The sequence below is a fragment of the Streptomyces hyderabadensis genome (assembly GCF_020404845.1).
GTDB lineage: Bacteria > Actinomycetota > Actinomycetes > Streptomycetales > Streptomycetaceae > Streptomyces > Streptomyces hyderabadensis.
This window is the reverse complement of the sequence record NZ_JAIOJZ010000009.1, coordinates 45,967-59,359: the sequence shown is the minus strand read 5'-3', so window position 1 is coordinate 59,359 and position 13,393 is coordinate 45,967. Positions and strand designations below refer to the sequence as shown.

Here is a 13,393-nt window from a genome sequence, read left to right as displayed (position 1 = left end):
GCTGGAGGAGAAGTGGGGGAGTCAGTGCGGACTCTTTCGTACGGATCGTGGCCCTCGCCCGTCGACGCGGCCCTCGCCGCCGCGCACGACGGACGGCCCGACGACGTCGCCTTCGTCGGTGACGAGGTGTGGTGGACCGCGCCCCGGCCCACCGAGGGCGGGCGGCGCACCCTGGTGCGGCGGCACGCCGACGGCACCGAGGAGCCGGTGCTGCCCGCACCGTGGAACGTGCGCAGCCGCGTCATCGAGTACGGCGGCCGGCCGTGGGGCGCGGTCACCACCGACGCCGGTCCGCTGCTGGTCTTCGTGAACTTCGCCGACCAGCGGCTGTACGCCTGCACCCCCGGCGGCGGCGAGCCGCGCCCGCTGACCCCGCTCTCCCCGGTGGGCGGCGGGCTGCGCTGGATCGAGCCGGACCCGCACCCCGAGCGCGGCGAGGTGTGGTGCGTCCTGGAGGAGTTCACCGGCGAGGGGCCCACCGACGTGCGCCGCGTCCCGGTGGCGGTGCCGCTGGACGGCTCCGCGGCCGACGACCGGGGCGCGGTCCGCGAACTCACCCCCGAGCGGCACCGCTTCGTCACCGGACCCCGTCTCTCGCCCGACGGACGCCGCGCCGCCTGGCTCGCCTGGGACCACCCGCGGATGCCCTGGGACGGCACCGAGCTGATCGTCGCCGAGGTCGGCCCCGAGGGCACCTTCCGGGACGCCCGGACCGTCGCCGGAGGACCCGAGGAGTCGATCGCCCAGGCGGACTGGGCCCCCGACGGCAGCCTGCTGTACGCCTCCGACCGCACCGGCTGGTGGAACCTCTACCGCGACGGACAGCCGCTGTGCGCCCGCGAGGAGGAGTTCGGCGGACCGCTGTGGAAGCTCGGGCAGCGCTGGTTCGCGCCCCTGGACAGCGGCCTCGTCGCGGTCCTGCACGGCCGCGGCGCCGCCGTCCTCGGCATACTCGACCCCGAGACCGGCGACCTCGTCGACGCCGCGGGCCCCTGGACCGAGTTCGCGCCCGCCCTCGCCGCGCACGGCGAACGGGTCGTCGGCGTCGGCGCGAGCCCGCACAGCGGCTACGAGGTCGTCGAGCTGGACGCCCGCACCGGCCGCGCCCGGGTGATCGGCGCGCCGCACGAGGACGCCACGGACCCGGCGTACTACCCGCGGCCGCGGATCCGCACCTTCACCGGCCCGGGCGGACGCGAGATCCACGCCCACGTCTACCCGCCGCACCACCCGGACTGCCGCGCCCCGGAGGGCGAGCTGCCGCCGTACGTCATCTGGGCGCACGGCGGCCCCACCAGCCGGTCCCCGCTCGTCCTCGACCTGGAGATCGCCTACTTCACCTCCCGCGGCATCGGCGTCGCCGAGGTCAACTACGGCGGTTCCAGCGGGCACGGCCGGGAGTACCGCAACCGGCTGCGCGAACAGTGGGGCGTCGTCGACGTCGAGGACTGCGCGGCCGTCGCCCTGGCGCTGGCCGAGGAGGGCACCGCCGACCGGGAGCGGCTCGCCGTGCGCGGCGGCAGCGCGGGCGGCTGGACGTCCGCCGCGTCGCTGGCCGGCACCGACGTCTACGCCTGCGGCACGATCATCTACCCGATCCTGGACCTGACCGGCTGGGGCACCGGTGAGACCCACGACTTCGAGTCCCAGTACCTGGAGAGCCTCATCGGCCCGTACGCCGAGGTCCCGGACCGCTACACCGAGCGGTCGCCCGCCGAGCACGCCGAGCACGTCACCGTCCCGTTCCTGCTGCTCCAGGGACTGGACGACGTGATCTGCCCGCCCGTGCAGTGCGAGCGGTTCCTCGACCGCATGGCGGGCCGCGGCGTGCCGCACGCCTACCTCGCCTTCGAGGGCGAGGGACACGGGTTCCGTCGCGCGGAGACCATGGTGCGCGCCCTGGAGGCCGAGCTGTCCCTCTACGCCCAGGTCTTCGGGCTGACCCCGCCCGGCATCCCCACCCTGGAGCTGAAGCGATGAGCCGGGTGGCAGAGCTGACCCGCCCGGCCCGGCTCGCCCCGGGCGCCCGGGTGGCCGTCGTCGCCCCCAGCGGACCCGTGCCCGAGGAGCGGCTCCAGGCGGGCCTGGACGTGCTGCGCGGCTGGGACCTCGACCCGGTCGTGGCGCCCCACGTCCTGGACCGGCACGGCACCTTCGACTACCTCGCCGGCACCGACACCGACCGGGCCGCCGACCTCCAGGCCGCCTGGTGCGACCCGGCCGTGGACGCGGTGCTGTGCGCCCGCGGCGGGTACGGCGTCCAGCGCATGACCGACCTGCTCGACTGGGAGGCGATGCGCGCGGCCGGCCCCAAGGTGTTCGTCGGCTTCAGCGACATCACCGCACTGCACGAGGCGTTCGCCACCCGCCTCGGCCTGGTCACCCTGCACGGGCCGATGGCGGCCGGGATCGACTTCATCAAGAACGCCCGCGCCCAGGAGCACCTGAGGGCCACCCTGTTCGAGCCGGAGACGGTCCGGGTGATCACCGGCGGCACACCGCTGGTGCCCGGCCGGGCCCGGGGCGTCACCCTGGGCGGCTGTCTGGCCCTGCTCGCCGCCGACCTGGGCACGCCGCACGCCCGGCCCTCCGCGCGCGGCGGGCTGCTGTGCCTGGAGGACGTGGGGGAGGAGACGTATCGCATCGACCGCTACCTCACGCAGCTGCTCCGGGCCGGCTGGCTCGACGGGGTCGGCGGCGTGCTGCTCGGCTCCTGGGCGGAGTGCGATCCCTACGAGCGGCTGCGGCCCCTGCTGGCCGACCGGCTCGGCGGGCTCGGCGTGCCGGTCGTCGAGAACGCCGGATTCGGACACTGCGAGGGGGCGCTGACCGTGCCGTTCGGCATACCTGCGGAACTCGACGCGGAGGCGGGCACCCTGACGCTGGACCGGCCGGCGCTGCGCCCGCCGTCGTAGGCTGCCCCCATGCCGCACACCCCCTCCCGCCACCTCGCCGAGGGCCCGCGCGTGGGCATCCGGTACTTCACCCTCGCGGACGGCGCCGAGTTCACCGCCCGGGCCCGGCAGAGCAAGGACCTGCACCACCCCTGGCTCTTCCCGCCGGACAGCGCCCAGGCGTACGAGGCCTACGCGGGCCGGCTCATCGAGGACCCCACCAAGGCCGGGTTCCTGGTGTGCGAGAAGGACACCGAGGAGGCGGACGGGGCGGGAGGCGCGGCGTCCGGCGGCGGCTCCATCGCCGGGTTCGTCAACATCAACAACATCGTCGAGGGCGGCTTCCGCAGCGGCGCGCTCGGCTACGGCGCCTTCGCGCACGCGGCGGGCCGCGGGCTGATGCGCGAGGGGCTCGGCCTGGTGGTGCGCCACGCGTTCGGGCCGATGCGACTGCACCGGCTGGAGATCAACGTCCAGCCGGGCAACGCCGCCTCGATCGCGCTGGCCCGCGCCTGCGGCTTCCACCTGGAGGGCTTCTCGCCGCGGATGCTCTACATCGACGGCGCCTGGCGCGACCACCAGCGCTGGGCGATCACCGCCGAGACCGTGACTTCCGGTTGATCTTCATCGTGTCCAGGTCCGTCACCGTGGACCTGAGCTCGCCGAACCCGTAGCCGAGCCCGCGCAGCGTGTCCTGGGCCCGGTCCTCCGCGATCGCCCCCGCCATCTCCTCGCCGTCCGCCGCGTCCGAGACCACCACGTAGCGCATCGAGAAGTGCTTCAGCGGTGCGGGCTCGTACGACAGCGAGCCCTCCTCGGTGAACCGCATGCTCGCCATCCCGTGCTCGCCCGCCTCGGCGAGCAGCCGGGCCCGCGCCTGCTCGGTCAGCCCCTCCCAGGTGCCCCGGACGATCACCCGGTAGGTGTGCTGCTCACTCACGGCCGCTCTCCTTCGTCTTCTCCGTCTTCGTACGCGCGTCGCCGTATCGGTACCCGTACCCGTGCCCGCGCCGACCGCCCGACCCTATGCCCGCGCCCCTCCCGCGTCCCAGCGGATTAAACGTGAGGCACGTCGCTCCGGCCCGGCAGGCGGAGCCCCTGTTCACCGCGCCGGAGAGCGGCTTCCATGGGGAACCGTGACGACGATCCGACGCGAGGTACTGACCCTGCCCGCCGCGCCGCTGGGGCCGGACAACCCCCTGCCGCCGCTGCGCCCCCTGGACGAGGCCCACCGCATCGACGAGCGCGACCGGGCCGGCCTGCCGCGCGACATGGCCCGCCAGGTGGGCTACGAGCCACTGCGCAGCCTGCTGCCCGTCCAGGTCCGCGACGGCTACGACCGGGAGCGCGCACCGCGCGGGCTGGACGCGCTCGTCATCGAGAACGACCGGCTGCGGGCCACCGTCCTGCCAGCCCTCGGCGGCCGCATCGCCTCCCTCCACCACAAACCGACCGACCGCGAACTCCTCTACGTCAACCCGGTCCTGCAGCCCGCCAACTTCGCCCTCAACGGCGCCTGGTTCTCCGGCGGCATCGAATGGAACATCGGCGCCACCGGCCACACCACCCTGTCCTGCTCACCCGTGCACGCCGCCCGCGTCCCCGCCCCGGACGGCGGGGAGATGCTGCGGCTGTGGGAGTGGGAGCGGCTGCGCGACCTGCCCTTCCAGGTCGACCTGTGGCTGCCGGAGGGCTCGGACTTCCTCTACGTCGGCGCCCGCATCCGCAACCCGCACGAGCGCCCGGTGCCCACCTACTGGTGGTCCAACATCGCCGTCCCCGAGGACCGCCGCGTCCTCGCCCCGGCCGACGAGGCCTGGCACTTCGGATATGAGCGCAGGCTCCGCCTGGTCCCGGTGCCCGAGTACGACGGCGTCGACCGGACCTACCCGCTGAACAGCACCTACGCCGCCGACTACTTCTACGAGGTGCCCGAGGACCGCCGCCGCTGGATCGCCGCGCTCGACGCGGACGGCCACGGGCTGGTGCAGACCTCGACCGACACCCTGCGGGGCCGCAAGCTCTTCGTGTGGGGCACCGGGCCCGGCGGACGCCGCTGGCAGGAGTGGCTCACCGAGCCCGGCACCGGCGGCTACTGCGAGATCCAGGCGGGACTCGTCCGCACCCAGCTCGAACACGTCAGGCTGGAGGCGGAGAGCGAGGTGTCCTGGCTGGAGGCGTACGGACCGCTCGACACCCTGCCGGAGGGCGACTGGCACACCGCGCTGCGCCGTGCCGAGGACCGGCTGGCGGCCGCCCTGCCGCGGGCCGACGTCGACGCCGCGTACGACGCCTGGCTGCCGTACGCCGACACCGAGCCCGGCGAGCGCCTGGCCACCGGGTCGGGCTGGGGCGCGCTCGAGGTGCTGCGGACCGGCTGGAAGCTGCCCGGCACCCCCTTCGACGAGGACACCCTCGGCGCGCCGCAGCGGCCCTGGCTGCACCTGCTGCGCGCCGGGTCGCTGCCCGGACCGGAACACCACGAGCCGCCCGGCGGGACGCTGGTGGCCCGGCCCTGGCGGGACATGCTGGAGACCACGGCCGCCACCCCCCTCGCCGAGTACCACCTCGGGGTCGCGCAGTGGCACGGCGACGACCGGGCGCAGGCGGTGCGCAGTTGGGAGCGCGGCCTCAAGTCCGCCACGGACCGCTGGCCGTTGCTGCGCTGCCTCGCCGTCGCCGACCAGGAGGACGGCCACCGCGAGCGTGCCGCCGACCGGTACGCGGAGGCCTTCGACGACCTGTGCGCATGCCGGGCCGACGCGGCGGAAGGGGACGACGCAGCGTGGGCGGCGGCCGCCGCCGCGCTCGGCCGGGAGGCGATCGGGGCGCTGCTCGCGGTGGACCGCACCGCGGACGCCCGGGCCGTGTGGGAGCGGCTGGACCCCGCGACCCGGGCCCGCGGCCGGTTCCGCCTGACCGAGGGCGAGCTGCTGGCCGCGGAGGGCCGGACCGCGGACGCGCGGGCCGTGTTCGACGAGGGCTTCGAGGTCGCCGACCTGCGGGAGGGCGCCGACAGCATCGGCCTGCTCTGGGCGAGGCTGGACGAGTCGCCGCTCCCGGCCCGCTACGACTTCCGGATGTGGCCGGACGAGGAGTGACCCCCGCCCCGCCCGGGAGCTACTGCCGCCGGTCCACGTACTCGTAGATCGCCCCGTCCGGGTGCCGGGCGATCAGGTTGCGGCCGGCGGGAGTGGCGACCGGGCCCGCGATGATGTCCGCGCCCAGCGCGCCGAGGACGCGGTGGGTCTCCTCGACGTCCGACACGGCGATCGTCGCCGCCACCTTGCGCAGCACCTCGAGTTGGGACTCGGGCCCGCTCATCAGCAGGAAGCAGCCGATGGCGGCGACCTGGACACCGCCGCGTTCGAATCGGAGGGCCTCGCCGCCGGCCAGACCCTCGTAGAAGGGGATCGCCTTGTCCAGGTCGTCGACGTAGATGCGCAGTGTGGCTCCCAGAATGTCCATGCGGACGAGCCTAGTTGGAACGGCCGGCCGCCCACGCCCGGTCCGGCCATGGAAGCGGAGCCCGCGGGTACCCGCAACGCATGGACCGCATGGATCACTTGGAACACCTGGACAGGCAACTGGTCGACGAACTGGCGCAGGTGGCACGCGAGACCGTGCGCGACGAACTGCGCGAACAGACCCGCAGGCAGCGCCGCAAGGCCACGCTGTACGCCGCGTCCGGCACCGCCGCCCTGTACGCGGGCGCCGCCGTCGCGCTCGCCGTGGGGCTGGCGCTTGCCGTCGCCCTCCCGGGCTGGGCCGCCGCGCTGATCACGGCCGTCCTGCTGGGCGTCGTGGCGTATCTGCTGCGGGGCGCGGCCCGGCCGCATCCCTCGCGCCCGGGTACGGCACCCGGCACCGGGCACGACCACGTCCCCGGCGGCGGTGCCCCCGCCGCGCCGCCGGGCGGACTCGGCGTGCCCTACCCGCCGATGCCGCCCGTCGCGCCCGGTGGCGTCGGCGGCGCGACCGGCGCCCCCGGCGCGGGCACACCCGCACCCGGCGGCACCGGGCCCGCCGCACCGCGCCAGGACGACGTCGACCCCGAGAGCAAGCGCGGGCGCGGCTGACCCGGCCCCGCCCGTACAGGGGTGCGCCCGCCCGGACGGCATCCGGGCGGGCGCACCCCTGTACGCCGCGGACCTCAGGCGCTCTGCTGGAGCTGCGGCAGCACCTTGGTGCGGTAGAGGTCGAAGAAGCCGCGCAGGTCCGGGCCGATCTGGTTGACGTAGACCCGGTCGAAACCGGCGTCGGCGAACTGCTTCAGCTCCGCCACGTGCTCGTCCACGTCGTCGCCGCACACCCGGTTGTCGCGGACCATGTCCTCGGTGACCAGGGTCTGCGCCTGCTCGAAGTGTTTCGGCGAGGGCAGCACCTGACCCAGCTCGCCGGGCAGCTGCTCGTTGGCCCACAGCCGGTGCACGGTGCGCACCGCAGCGTCCTTGTCGGTGTCGTAGCAGACCTTGGTGCCGCCGCTGACCAGGTGGCCGCCGCCCCCGCCCTTGCGGTACTGCTCCACCATCGAGGCGTCCGGCATCATCGTGATGTAGCCGTCGCCGACCCGGGCCGCCAGCTTCGTCGCCGCCGGACCGAAGCCCGAGATGTCGATCGGGACCGGCTCGTCGGGCACCGTGTACAGGCGGGCGTTCTCCACCGTGTAGTGGGTGCCGTGGTGGTTGACCTCCTCGCCGGTGAGCAGCCGGCGGATGATCAGGATGGCCTCCTCCAGCATCTCCAGGCGTACGTGCGCGGCCGGCCAGGCGTCGCCGAAGATGTGCTCGTTCAGCGCCTCGCCGGTGCCGACGCCCAGCCGGAAGCGGCCGTCCGTCATCACCGCGCTGGTCGCCGCGGCCTGTGCCACCACCGCCGGGTGGATGCGCACGGTCGGGCAGGTGACCGCCGTCTCGATCGGCAGGGACACGGCGTCGGACAGGGCGCCGATCACCGACCACACGAACGGGCTCTGGCCCTGCTCGCCGTTCCAGGGGTGGTAGTGGTCGGAGATCCACAGTGCCTGGAAACCGGCCTGCTCGGCCATCCGGGCCTGCTCGATCAGCTCCGCGGGACCGTACTGCTCGCACGAGAGGAAATAGCCGTATTCGGGCATGAGGGGTTGCCTCCGGACAGGAGCGGGTGGGTCCGGGGCCGGGTACCCGGGCGCGGGGCCGGAAACCGGCGGCCCGGTGGCTTCCTCGCCGGTGTGCCGCGGCCCGCGCGCGGACGTTTGGGCGCCCCGGCCCAGGGGACGCGGAAGGCTCACGAGGTACGCGACAGCCCGGAGGCGAACCGTGAGCCGACCCCGCATCGTGATCGTCGGTGCCGGCTTCGCCGGGTACCGGACGGCCCGCACCCTGTCCCGGCTCACCCGGCACCAGGCCGACATCACCCTGCTCAACCCGACCGACTACTTCCTCTACCTGCCGCTGCTGCCCCAGGTCGCCGCCGGAATCCTGGAACCGCGCCGGGTCAGCGTCTCCCTGTCGGGCACCCTCCCCCGGGTACGGCTGGTGCTCGGCGAGGCCGACGGCATCGACCTCGACGGGCACACCGTGCACTACACCGGCCCCGAGGGCGAGCAGGGCACCCTGCCCTTCGACCGGCTGGTGCTCGCCGCGGGCAGCGTCAACAAGCTGCTGCCCATCCCCGGCGTCGCCGAGCACGCCCACGGCTTCCGCGGGCTGCCGGAGGCGCTCTACCTGCGCGACCACGTGACCCGGCAGGTGGAGCTGGCGGCGGCGGCCGACGGCCGGGCGGAGTGCGCCGCGCGGTGCACCTTCGTCGTGGTGGGGGCCGGATACACCGGCACCGAGGTCGCCGCGCACGGCGCGATGTACACCGACGCGCAGGTCCGCAAGCACCCGATGCGCGCCGGGATGCGGCCCCGCTGGATGCTGCTCGACGTGGCGCCCCGGGTCATGCCCGAGATGGACGAACGGCTCTCCCGCACCGCCGAGCGGGTCCTGCGGCAGCGGGGCGTCGACGTGCGGATGGGGACCTCCGTGAAGGAGGCCACGCATGACGGGGTCGTACTGACCGACGGGTCCACCGTCGACACCCGCACCCTCGTGTGGTGCGTCGGCGTGCGGCCCGACCCGCTGGTCGAGTCCCTGGGGCTGCCCATGGAGCGCGGCCGGCTGCTGGTCGATCCGCACCTCCAGGTGCCGGGGCGGCCCGAGCTGTTCGCCTGCGGTGACGTGGCCGCCGTCCCCGACCTGAACCAGCCGGGCCAGTACACGCCGATGACCGCCCAGCACGCCTGGCGGCACGGCAAGGTCTGCGCGCAGAACGTCGCCGCCTCGCTCGGCATCGGGGAGCGGCGGGCCTACCGCCACCGCGACATGGGGTTCGTCGTGGACCTCGGCGGTGCCAAGGCCGCCGCCAATCCGCTGGGCGTGCCGATGTCCGGCCCGGCGGCGGGTGCGGTCACCCGCGGCTACCACCTCGCGGCGATGCCGGGCAACCGCGTGCGGGTCGCCGCCGACTGGCTGCTCGACGCGGTGCTGCCCCGGCAGGCCGTGCAGCTGGGTCTCGTACGGTCCTGGTCCGTACCGCTGGAGTCGTCGTCCCCCGAGGTCGCGCGGGTACCGGGGGGCCCGGAACGGACCGGGAAGGACACCGGCCCCGCCGGGCGGCGCCCCGACCGCGAGGAGACGAAGAGCCACCCGGACACCGAGCCCGCGAAGGCCCGGCCGGACACCGAGCCCGCGAAGGGCCAGCCGGGCGGCGAGCCTGCGAAGGGGCAGCCGGGTGGCGAGCCCGCCAGGAATCAGCCGGGCGGTGAACCCGCGAAGGGCCAGCCGGGCGGCGCGCCCGCGAAGGGCCAGCCGGGTGGGGGGTCCGGTGGGGCGCAGGGGCACGGTGGGCGGGGGAGGACGGGGCCGTCCGGCTCGCCCCGTGCCTCCGGCAAGCCGCGCCGCGCCGTCGAGGCCGCCGGACCGCGCCCCGACCGGGGAGGTACCGGCAAGCCGGGCAGAGCACCCCGGGCCTCCGGCGCGGGCTCCGGCGGCCGACGGCCCACCGCCCCGTCCGGCCCCAGCCGGTCCGCGGGCCCGCCTGCCGACCCCGGTCCCGAACCCCCGGCGAACCAGCCGCCCCCCGGACCCGACATCGCCCCCGGCCCGGTCAAGCGCACCGACGGCCGTGCCGCGGAAGGAGACTCATGAACACCGGTGAACTCGTCGACCTCGGACAGCAGTTGCGCGTCGACAGCGTACGGGCGTCCGCCGCCGCCGGCTCCGGGCACCCGACCTCGTCGATGTCCGCCGCGGACCTGATGGCCGTACTCCTGGCCAACCACCTCCGCTACGACTTCGAACGCCCCGCCCACCCCGGCAACGACCGCTTCGTGCTCTCCAAGGGGCACGCCTCGCCCCTGCTCTACTCCGCCTTCAAGGCGGCCGGTGCCATCGACGACGAGGAACTGCTCACCTTCCGCAAGCTGGGCAGCCGCCTGGAAGGGCACCCCACGCCGCAGCGGCTGCCGTGGGTCGAGACGGCCACCGGTTCGCTCGGCCAGGGACTGCCCGTGGGCGTCGGCATCGCGCTGTCCGGCAAGCGGCTCGACCACAACGACTACCGCGTGTGGGTGCTGTGCGGCGACAGCGAGCTGGCCGAGGGATCGGTGTGGGAGGCCGCCGAGCACGCCGGGCACGAGCACCTGGACAACCTCACCGTGATCGTCGACGTCAACCGGCTCGGCCAGCGCGGCCCCACCCGGCACGGCCACGACCTCGACGCGTACGCGCGCCGTTTCCGCGCCTTCGAGTGGCACACCATCGAGATCGACGGCCACGACGTCGACGCCGTCGACCGCGCCTATGGCGAGGCCCTGTCCACCAAGGGCCAGCCCACCGCGATCATCGCCCGCACCCTCAAGGGCAAGGGCGTCGAGGCCGTGGAGGACCGCGAGGGCCAGCACGGCAAGCCGCTGCCCGAGGCCGAGGAGGCGATCGCCGAACTCGGCGGCCCCCGTGACCTCACGGTGCGGGTGCACGCGCCCGAGGACGCCCGGGCCCTGCACTCGACGGGCACCGGACAGACCGAGCTGCCCCGCTACGACAAGGGCGACGAGATCGCCACCCGCAACGCCTTCGGCGAGGCGCTCGCCGCGGTCGGCACCGCGCGCGGCGACGTCGTCGCCCTGGACGGCGAGGTCGGCGACTCCACCCGGGCCGAGTTCTTCGCCAAGGAACACCCCGAGCGGTACTTCGAGTGCTACATCGCCGAGCAGCAGATGGTCGCCGCCGCGGTGGGGATGGCGGCCCGCGGCTGGGTGCCGTTCGCCACCACCTTCGCCGCTTTCCTGACCCGCGCCTACGACTTCGTGCGGATGGCCTCGATCAGCGGCTCCGGCATCAACCTCGTCGGCTCCCACGCGGGCGTCGCCATCGGCCAGGACGGGCCCAGCCAGATGGGCCTGGAGGACCTCGCGATGATGCGGGCCATCCACGGCTCGACCGTGCTGTACCCGTGCGACGCCAACCAGGCCGCGCGCCTGGTCGCCGAGATGGCGGGGCTCGAGGGCATCCGTTACCTGCGCACCTCGCGCGGCGAGAGCAAGGTGATCTACGGTCCCGACGAGGAGTTCCCCGTCGGCGGCAGCAAGGTGCTGCGCTCCTCCGACGCCGACCGGCTCACCGTCGTCGCGGCAGGCGTCACCCTGCACGAGGCGCTCGCCGCGGCCGACGCCCTCGCGGCCGACGGCATCCCGGTCCGGGTGATCGACCTGTACTCGGTCAAGCCGGTCGACCGGGCCACCCTGCGCGCGGCCGCCGAGGAGACCGGCTGCCTGGTGACCGTGGAGGACCACCGCCGGGAGGGCGGCATCGGCGACGCCGTCCTGGACGCGTTCACGGACGGACGGCCGGTGCCCCGGCTGGTGCGGCTCGCGGTCACGACGATGCCGGGCTCCGCGACCCCGGCGGAGGAACTGCACGCCGCGGGGATCGACGCCGAGTCCATCGAGGCGACCGCGCGGATGCTCGTGGAGCAGGCGATCGTGCCGTGAGCGGGAGCAGGGGCGGGAGCGGGAACGGCGGCAGCGGGAGCGACCGCGCCCGGACCGTACGGGCCGGACGGCACACCGTGGAGGTCCACCGGCCGGGCAAGGTGCTGTTCCCGGCCGGGGACGGCGGTGCCGGGGAGTACACCAAGGGCGATCTCGTCGACTACCACCGTGCCGTCGCCCCGTTCATGCTGCCCCACCTGCGGGGCCGCCCGCTGATGCTGGAACGGCACCCGGACGGGATCGACGGACCGCGGTTCATGCAGAAGAACACCCCGGAGCACTACCCGGGGTGGATCGAACGCGTCGAGGTCGGCAAGGAGGGCGGCACCGTCTGCCACACCGTGTGCGACGACTCCGCCACCCTGGTGTACCTCGCCGACCAGGCCGCCCTCACCCTGCACCGCTGGCTGTCCCGGACGGGGCGGCTGGAGCGGCCGGACCGCCTGGTCTTCGACCTGGACCCGGCCGGCGACGACTTCGAGACGGTGCGGACGGCGGCCCGGCTGCTGGGCGAGCTGCTCGACGAGCTGCGGCTGCCCTCCGCACCGATGACCACCGGATCCCGCGGGCTGCACATCGTCGTCCCGCTCGACGGCCGCCAGGACTTCGACGAGGTACGGGAGTTCGCCCGAGCCGTGGCCGAGGTCCTGGCCGCGGCCCACCCCGACCGGCTCACCACCGCCGCACGCAAGAAGGACCGCGGCGACCGGCTCTACCTCGACATCCAGCGCAACGCCTACGCGCAGACCGCCGTCGCCCCCTTCACCGTCCGCGCCCGCCCCGGCGCCCCCGTGGCCACGCCCATCTCCTGGGACCAACTGGACGACCCCGCCCTGCACGCCCGCCGCTGGACCGTCGCGGACGCCGTGGAACAGGCCCGCACCCGGCCCTGGGCCGGGCTCACGGACCGCGTACGGGCGCTGGGCCCGGCCCGGCGGCGCCTGAACGCCTTGCACGGCTGAGCGGACTGCGCAACCCGGCGAGGTTTGGCGAACACACATGCGGCCACACGGAGGGGGAGGTGGCCATGTCGAACACGAGAAGCACATCCGACTCGCAAGACTCACAACAGAGTTCACGAAAGCCACATACATCTCGGAAATCACAAGCTTCACAGGAATCACAAGCTTCACAGCGATCGCGCCCCAAGCCGATGGAGGTCCTGCGCGAGGCGCGCGCCCAGCTCGCGGAGCTGACCGGGATGACCGCCGAGTCCGTGTCCTCCTTCGAGCAGACCGAGGAGGGATGGGCCCTGGAGGTCGAGGTCCTGGAGCTGGAGCGGGTGCCCGACACCATGAGCCTGATGGCGAGCTACCAGGTGGAGCTGGACGCCGAGGGGCAGCTCACGGGCTACCGGCGGGTACGGCGCTACGAGCGCGGCCGGGCCGACGCCCGCGGCAGCCGCTAGCCCGGCGCCCGGCACTCCCGCGGCGGCACTCGCACCGGCACCCGCGAACACACCCCACACCACCGACAAGATGGA

12 protein-coding genes are annotated in these 13,393 nt (G+C 74.5%); 9 read left to right on the top strand and 3 right to left on the bottom strand.

From position 1 onward, the window contains the following. Positions 1 to 12: 12 nt before the first annotated feature. The 3 genes from K7854_RS09710 to K7854_RS09700 are packed head-to-tail and all read left to right on the top strand — an operon-like array spanning position 13 to position 3,515. Entirely contained in the window at positions 13 to 1,980 is a 1,968-nt protein-coding gene (locus tag K7854_RS09710) for a dipeptidyl-peptidase 5 (RefSeq protein WP_226025996.1), read from the top strand. Next, positions 1,977 to 2,915, top strand: coding sequence for a S66 peptidase family protein (locus K7854_RS09705; protein WP_226025995.1), 939 nt, complete (start codon positions 1,977 to 1,979; stop codon positions 2,913 to 2,915). Before K7854_RS09710 ends, K7854_RS09705 begins: the two co-directional genes overlap by 4 nt. A gap of 9 nt (positions 2,916 to 2,924) precedes the next feature. Beyond that, on the top strand, positions 2,925 to 3,515 hold the full coding sequence (locus K7854_RS09700; protein ID WP_226025994.1) for a GNAT family N-acetyltransferase: 591 nt from the start codon (positions 2,925 to 2,927) through the stop codon (positions 3,513 to 3,515). Here the strand turns inward: K7854_RS09700 and K7854_RS09695 are convergent. After that, positions 3,487 to 3,834 carry a DUF6204 family protein gene (locus tag K7854_RS09695; RefSeq protein ID WP_226025993.1) on the bottom strand — a complete coding sequence of 116 codons (348 nt, stop codon included), beginning with the start codon at positions 3,832 to 3,834 and terminating at the stop codon, positions 3,487 to 3,489. The genes K7854_RS09700 and K7854_RS09695 overlap by 29 nt on opposite strands. Positions 3,835 to 4,030: 196 nt before the next feature. On the opposite strand from K7854_RS09695, the gene K7854_RS09690 reads away from it, so the two are divergent. Further along, positions 4,031 to 5,995 (top strand): DUF5107 domain-containing protein, encoded by a 1,965-nt coding sequence (locus K7854_RS09690; RefSeq protein ID WP_226025992.1) that lies wholly within the window; start codon positions 4,031 to 4,033, stop codon positions 5,993 to 5,995. A gap of 19 nt (positions 5,996 to 6,014) precedes the next feature. Here the strand turns inward: K7854_RS09690 and K7854_RS09685 are convergent, their stop codons facing one another. Next, complete coding sequence (locus K7854_RS09685; protein ID WP_226025991.1) at positions 6,015 to 6,362, bottom strand: VOC family protein; 348 nt, start codon at positions 6,360 to 6,362, stop codon at positions 6,015 to 6,017. A gap of 80 nt (positions 6,363 to 6,442) precedes the next feature. Here K7854_RS09685 and K7854_RS09680 point away from each other — a divergent pair, with 80 nt between their 5' ends. Next, complete coding sequence (locus tag K7854_RS09680) at positions 6,443 to 6,973, top strand: phage holin family protein (protein ID WP_226025990.1); 531 nt, start codon at positions 6,443 to 6,445, stop codon at positions 6,971 to 6,973. Between the two features lie 74 nt (positions 6,974 to 7,047). Here the strand turns inward: K7854_RS09680 and K7854_RS09675 are convergent, their stop codons facing one another. Continuing rightward, the gene (locus K7854_RS09675) at positions 7,048 to 8,010 is read right to left on the bottom strand and encodes an LLM class F420-dependent oxidoreductase (protein WP_226025989.1); all 963 of its coding nucleotides are present in this window, start codon (positions 8,008 to 8,010) and stop codon (positions 7,048 to 7,050) included. Positions 8,011 to 8,191: 181 nt separating this feature from the next. On the opposite strand from K7854_RS09675, the gene K7854_RS09670 reads away from it, so the two are divergent. The 4 genes from K7854_RS09670 to K7854_RS09655 all read left to right on the top strand — a co-directional run bounded on the left by K7854_RS09670 (position 8,192) and on the right by K7854_RS09655 (position 13,318). After that, positions 8,192 to 10,066, top strand: coding sequence for an FAD-dependent oxidoreductase (locus K7854_RS09670; RefSeq protein ID WP_226025988.1), 1,875 nt, complete (start codon positions 8,192 to 8,194; stop codon positions 10,064 to 10,066). Then, entirely contained in the window at positions 10,063 to 11,910 is a 1,848-nt protein-coding gene (locus K7854_RS09665; protein ID WP_226025987.1) for a transketolase, read from the top strand. The genes K7854_RS09670 and K7854_RS09665 overlap by 4 nt, the downstream gene beginning before the upstream one ends. Beyond that, complete coding sequence (gene ligD, locus K7854_RS09660) at positions 11,907 to 12,872, top strand: non-homologous end-joining DNA ligase (protein ID WP_226025986.1); 966 nt, start codon at positions 11,907 to 11,909, stop codon at positions 12,870 to 12,872. The genes K7854_RS09665 and ligD overlap by 4 nt, the downstream gene beginning before the upstream one ends. Positions 12,873 to 12,937: 65 nt before the next feature. Continuing rightward, on the top strand, positions 12,938 to 13,318 hold the full coding sequence (locus tag K7854_RS09655; protein ID WP_226025985.1) for a gas vesicle protein GvpO: 381 nt from the start codon (positions 12,938 to 12,940) through the stop codon (positions 13,316 to 13,318). Positions 13,319 to 13,393: the final 75 nt, after the last annotated feature.

Excerpts from the sequence above, each read along its gene's own strand:
- K7854_RS09680 (WP_226025990.1), top strand. The coding sequence starts at position 6,443 with ATGGACCGCATGGATCACTTGGAACACCTGGACAGGCAACTGGTCGAC.
- K7854_RS09675 (WP_226025989.1), bottom strand. The coding sequence starts at position 8,010 with ATGCCCGAATACGGCTATTTCCTCTCGTGCGAGCAGTACGGTCCCGCG.
- K7854_RS09655 (WP_226025985.1), top strand. The coding sequence starts at position 12,938 with ATGTCGAACACGAGAAGCACATCCGACTCGCAAGACTCACAACAGAGT.
- K7854_RS09705 (WP_226025995.1), top strand. The coding sequence starts at position 1,977 with ATGAGCCGGGTGGCAGAGCTGACCCGCCCGGCCCGGCTCGCCCCGGGC.
- K7854_RS09685 (WP_226025991.1), bottom strand. The coding sequence starts at position 6,362 with ATGGACATTCTGGGAGCCACACTGCGCATCTACGTCGACGACCTGGAC.
- K7854_RS09665 (WP_226025987.1), top strand. The coding sequence starts at position 10,063 with ATGAACACCGGTGAACTCGTCGACCTCGGACAGCAGTTGCGCGTCGAC.
- K7854_RS09700 (WP_226025994.1), top strand. The coding sequence starts at position 2,925 with ATGCCGCACACCCCCTCCCGCCACCTCGCCGAGGGCCCGCGCGTGGGC.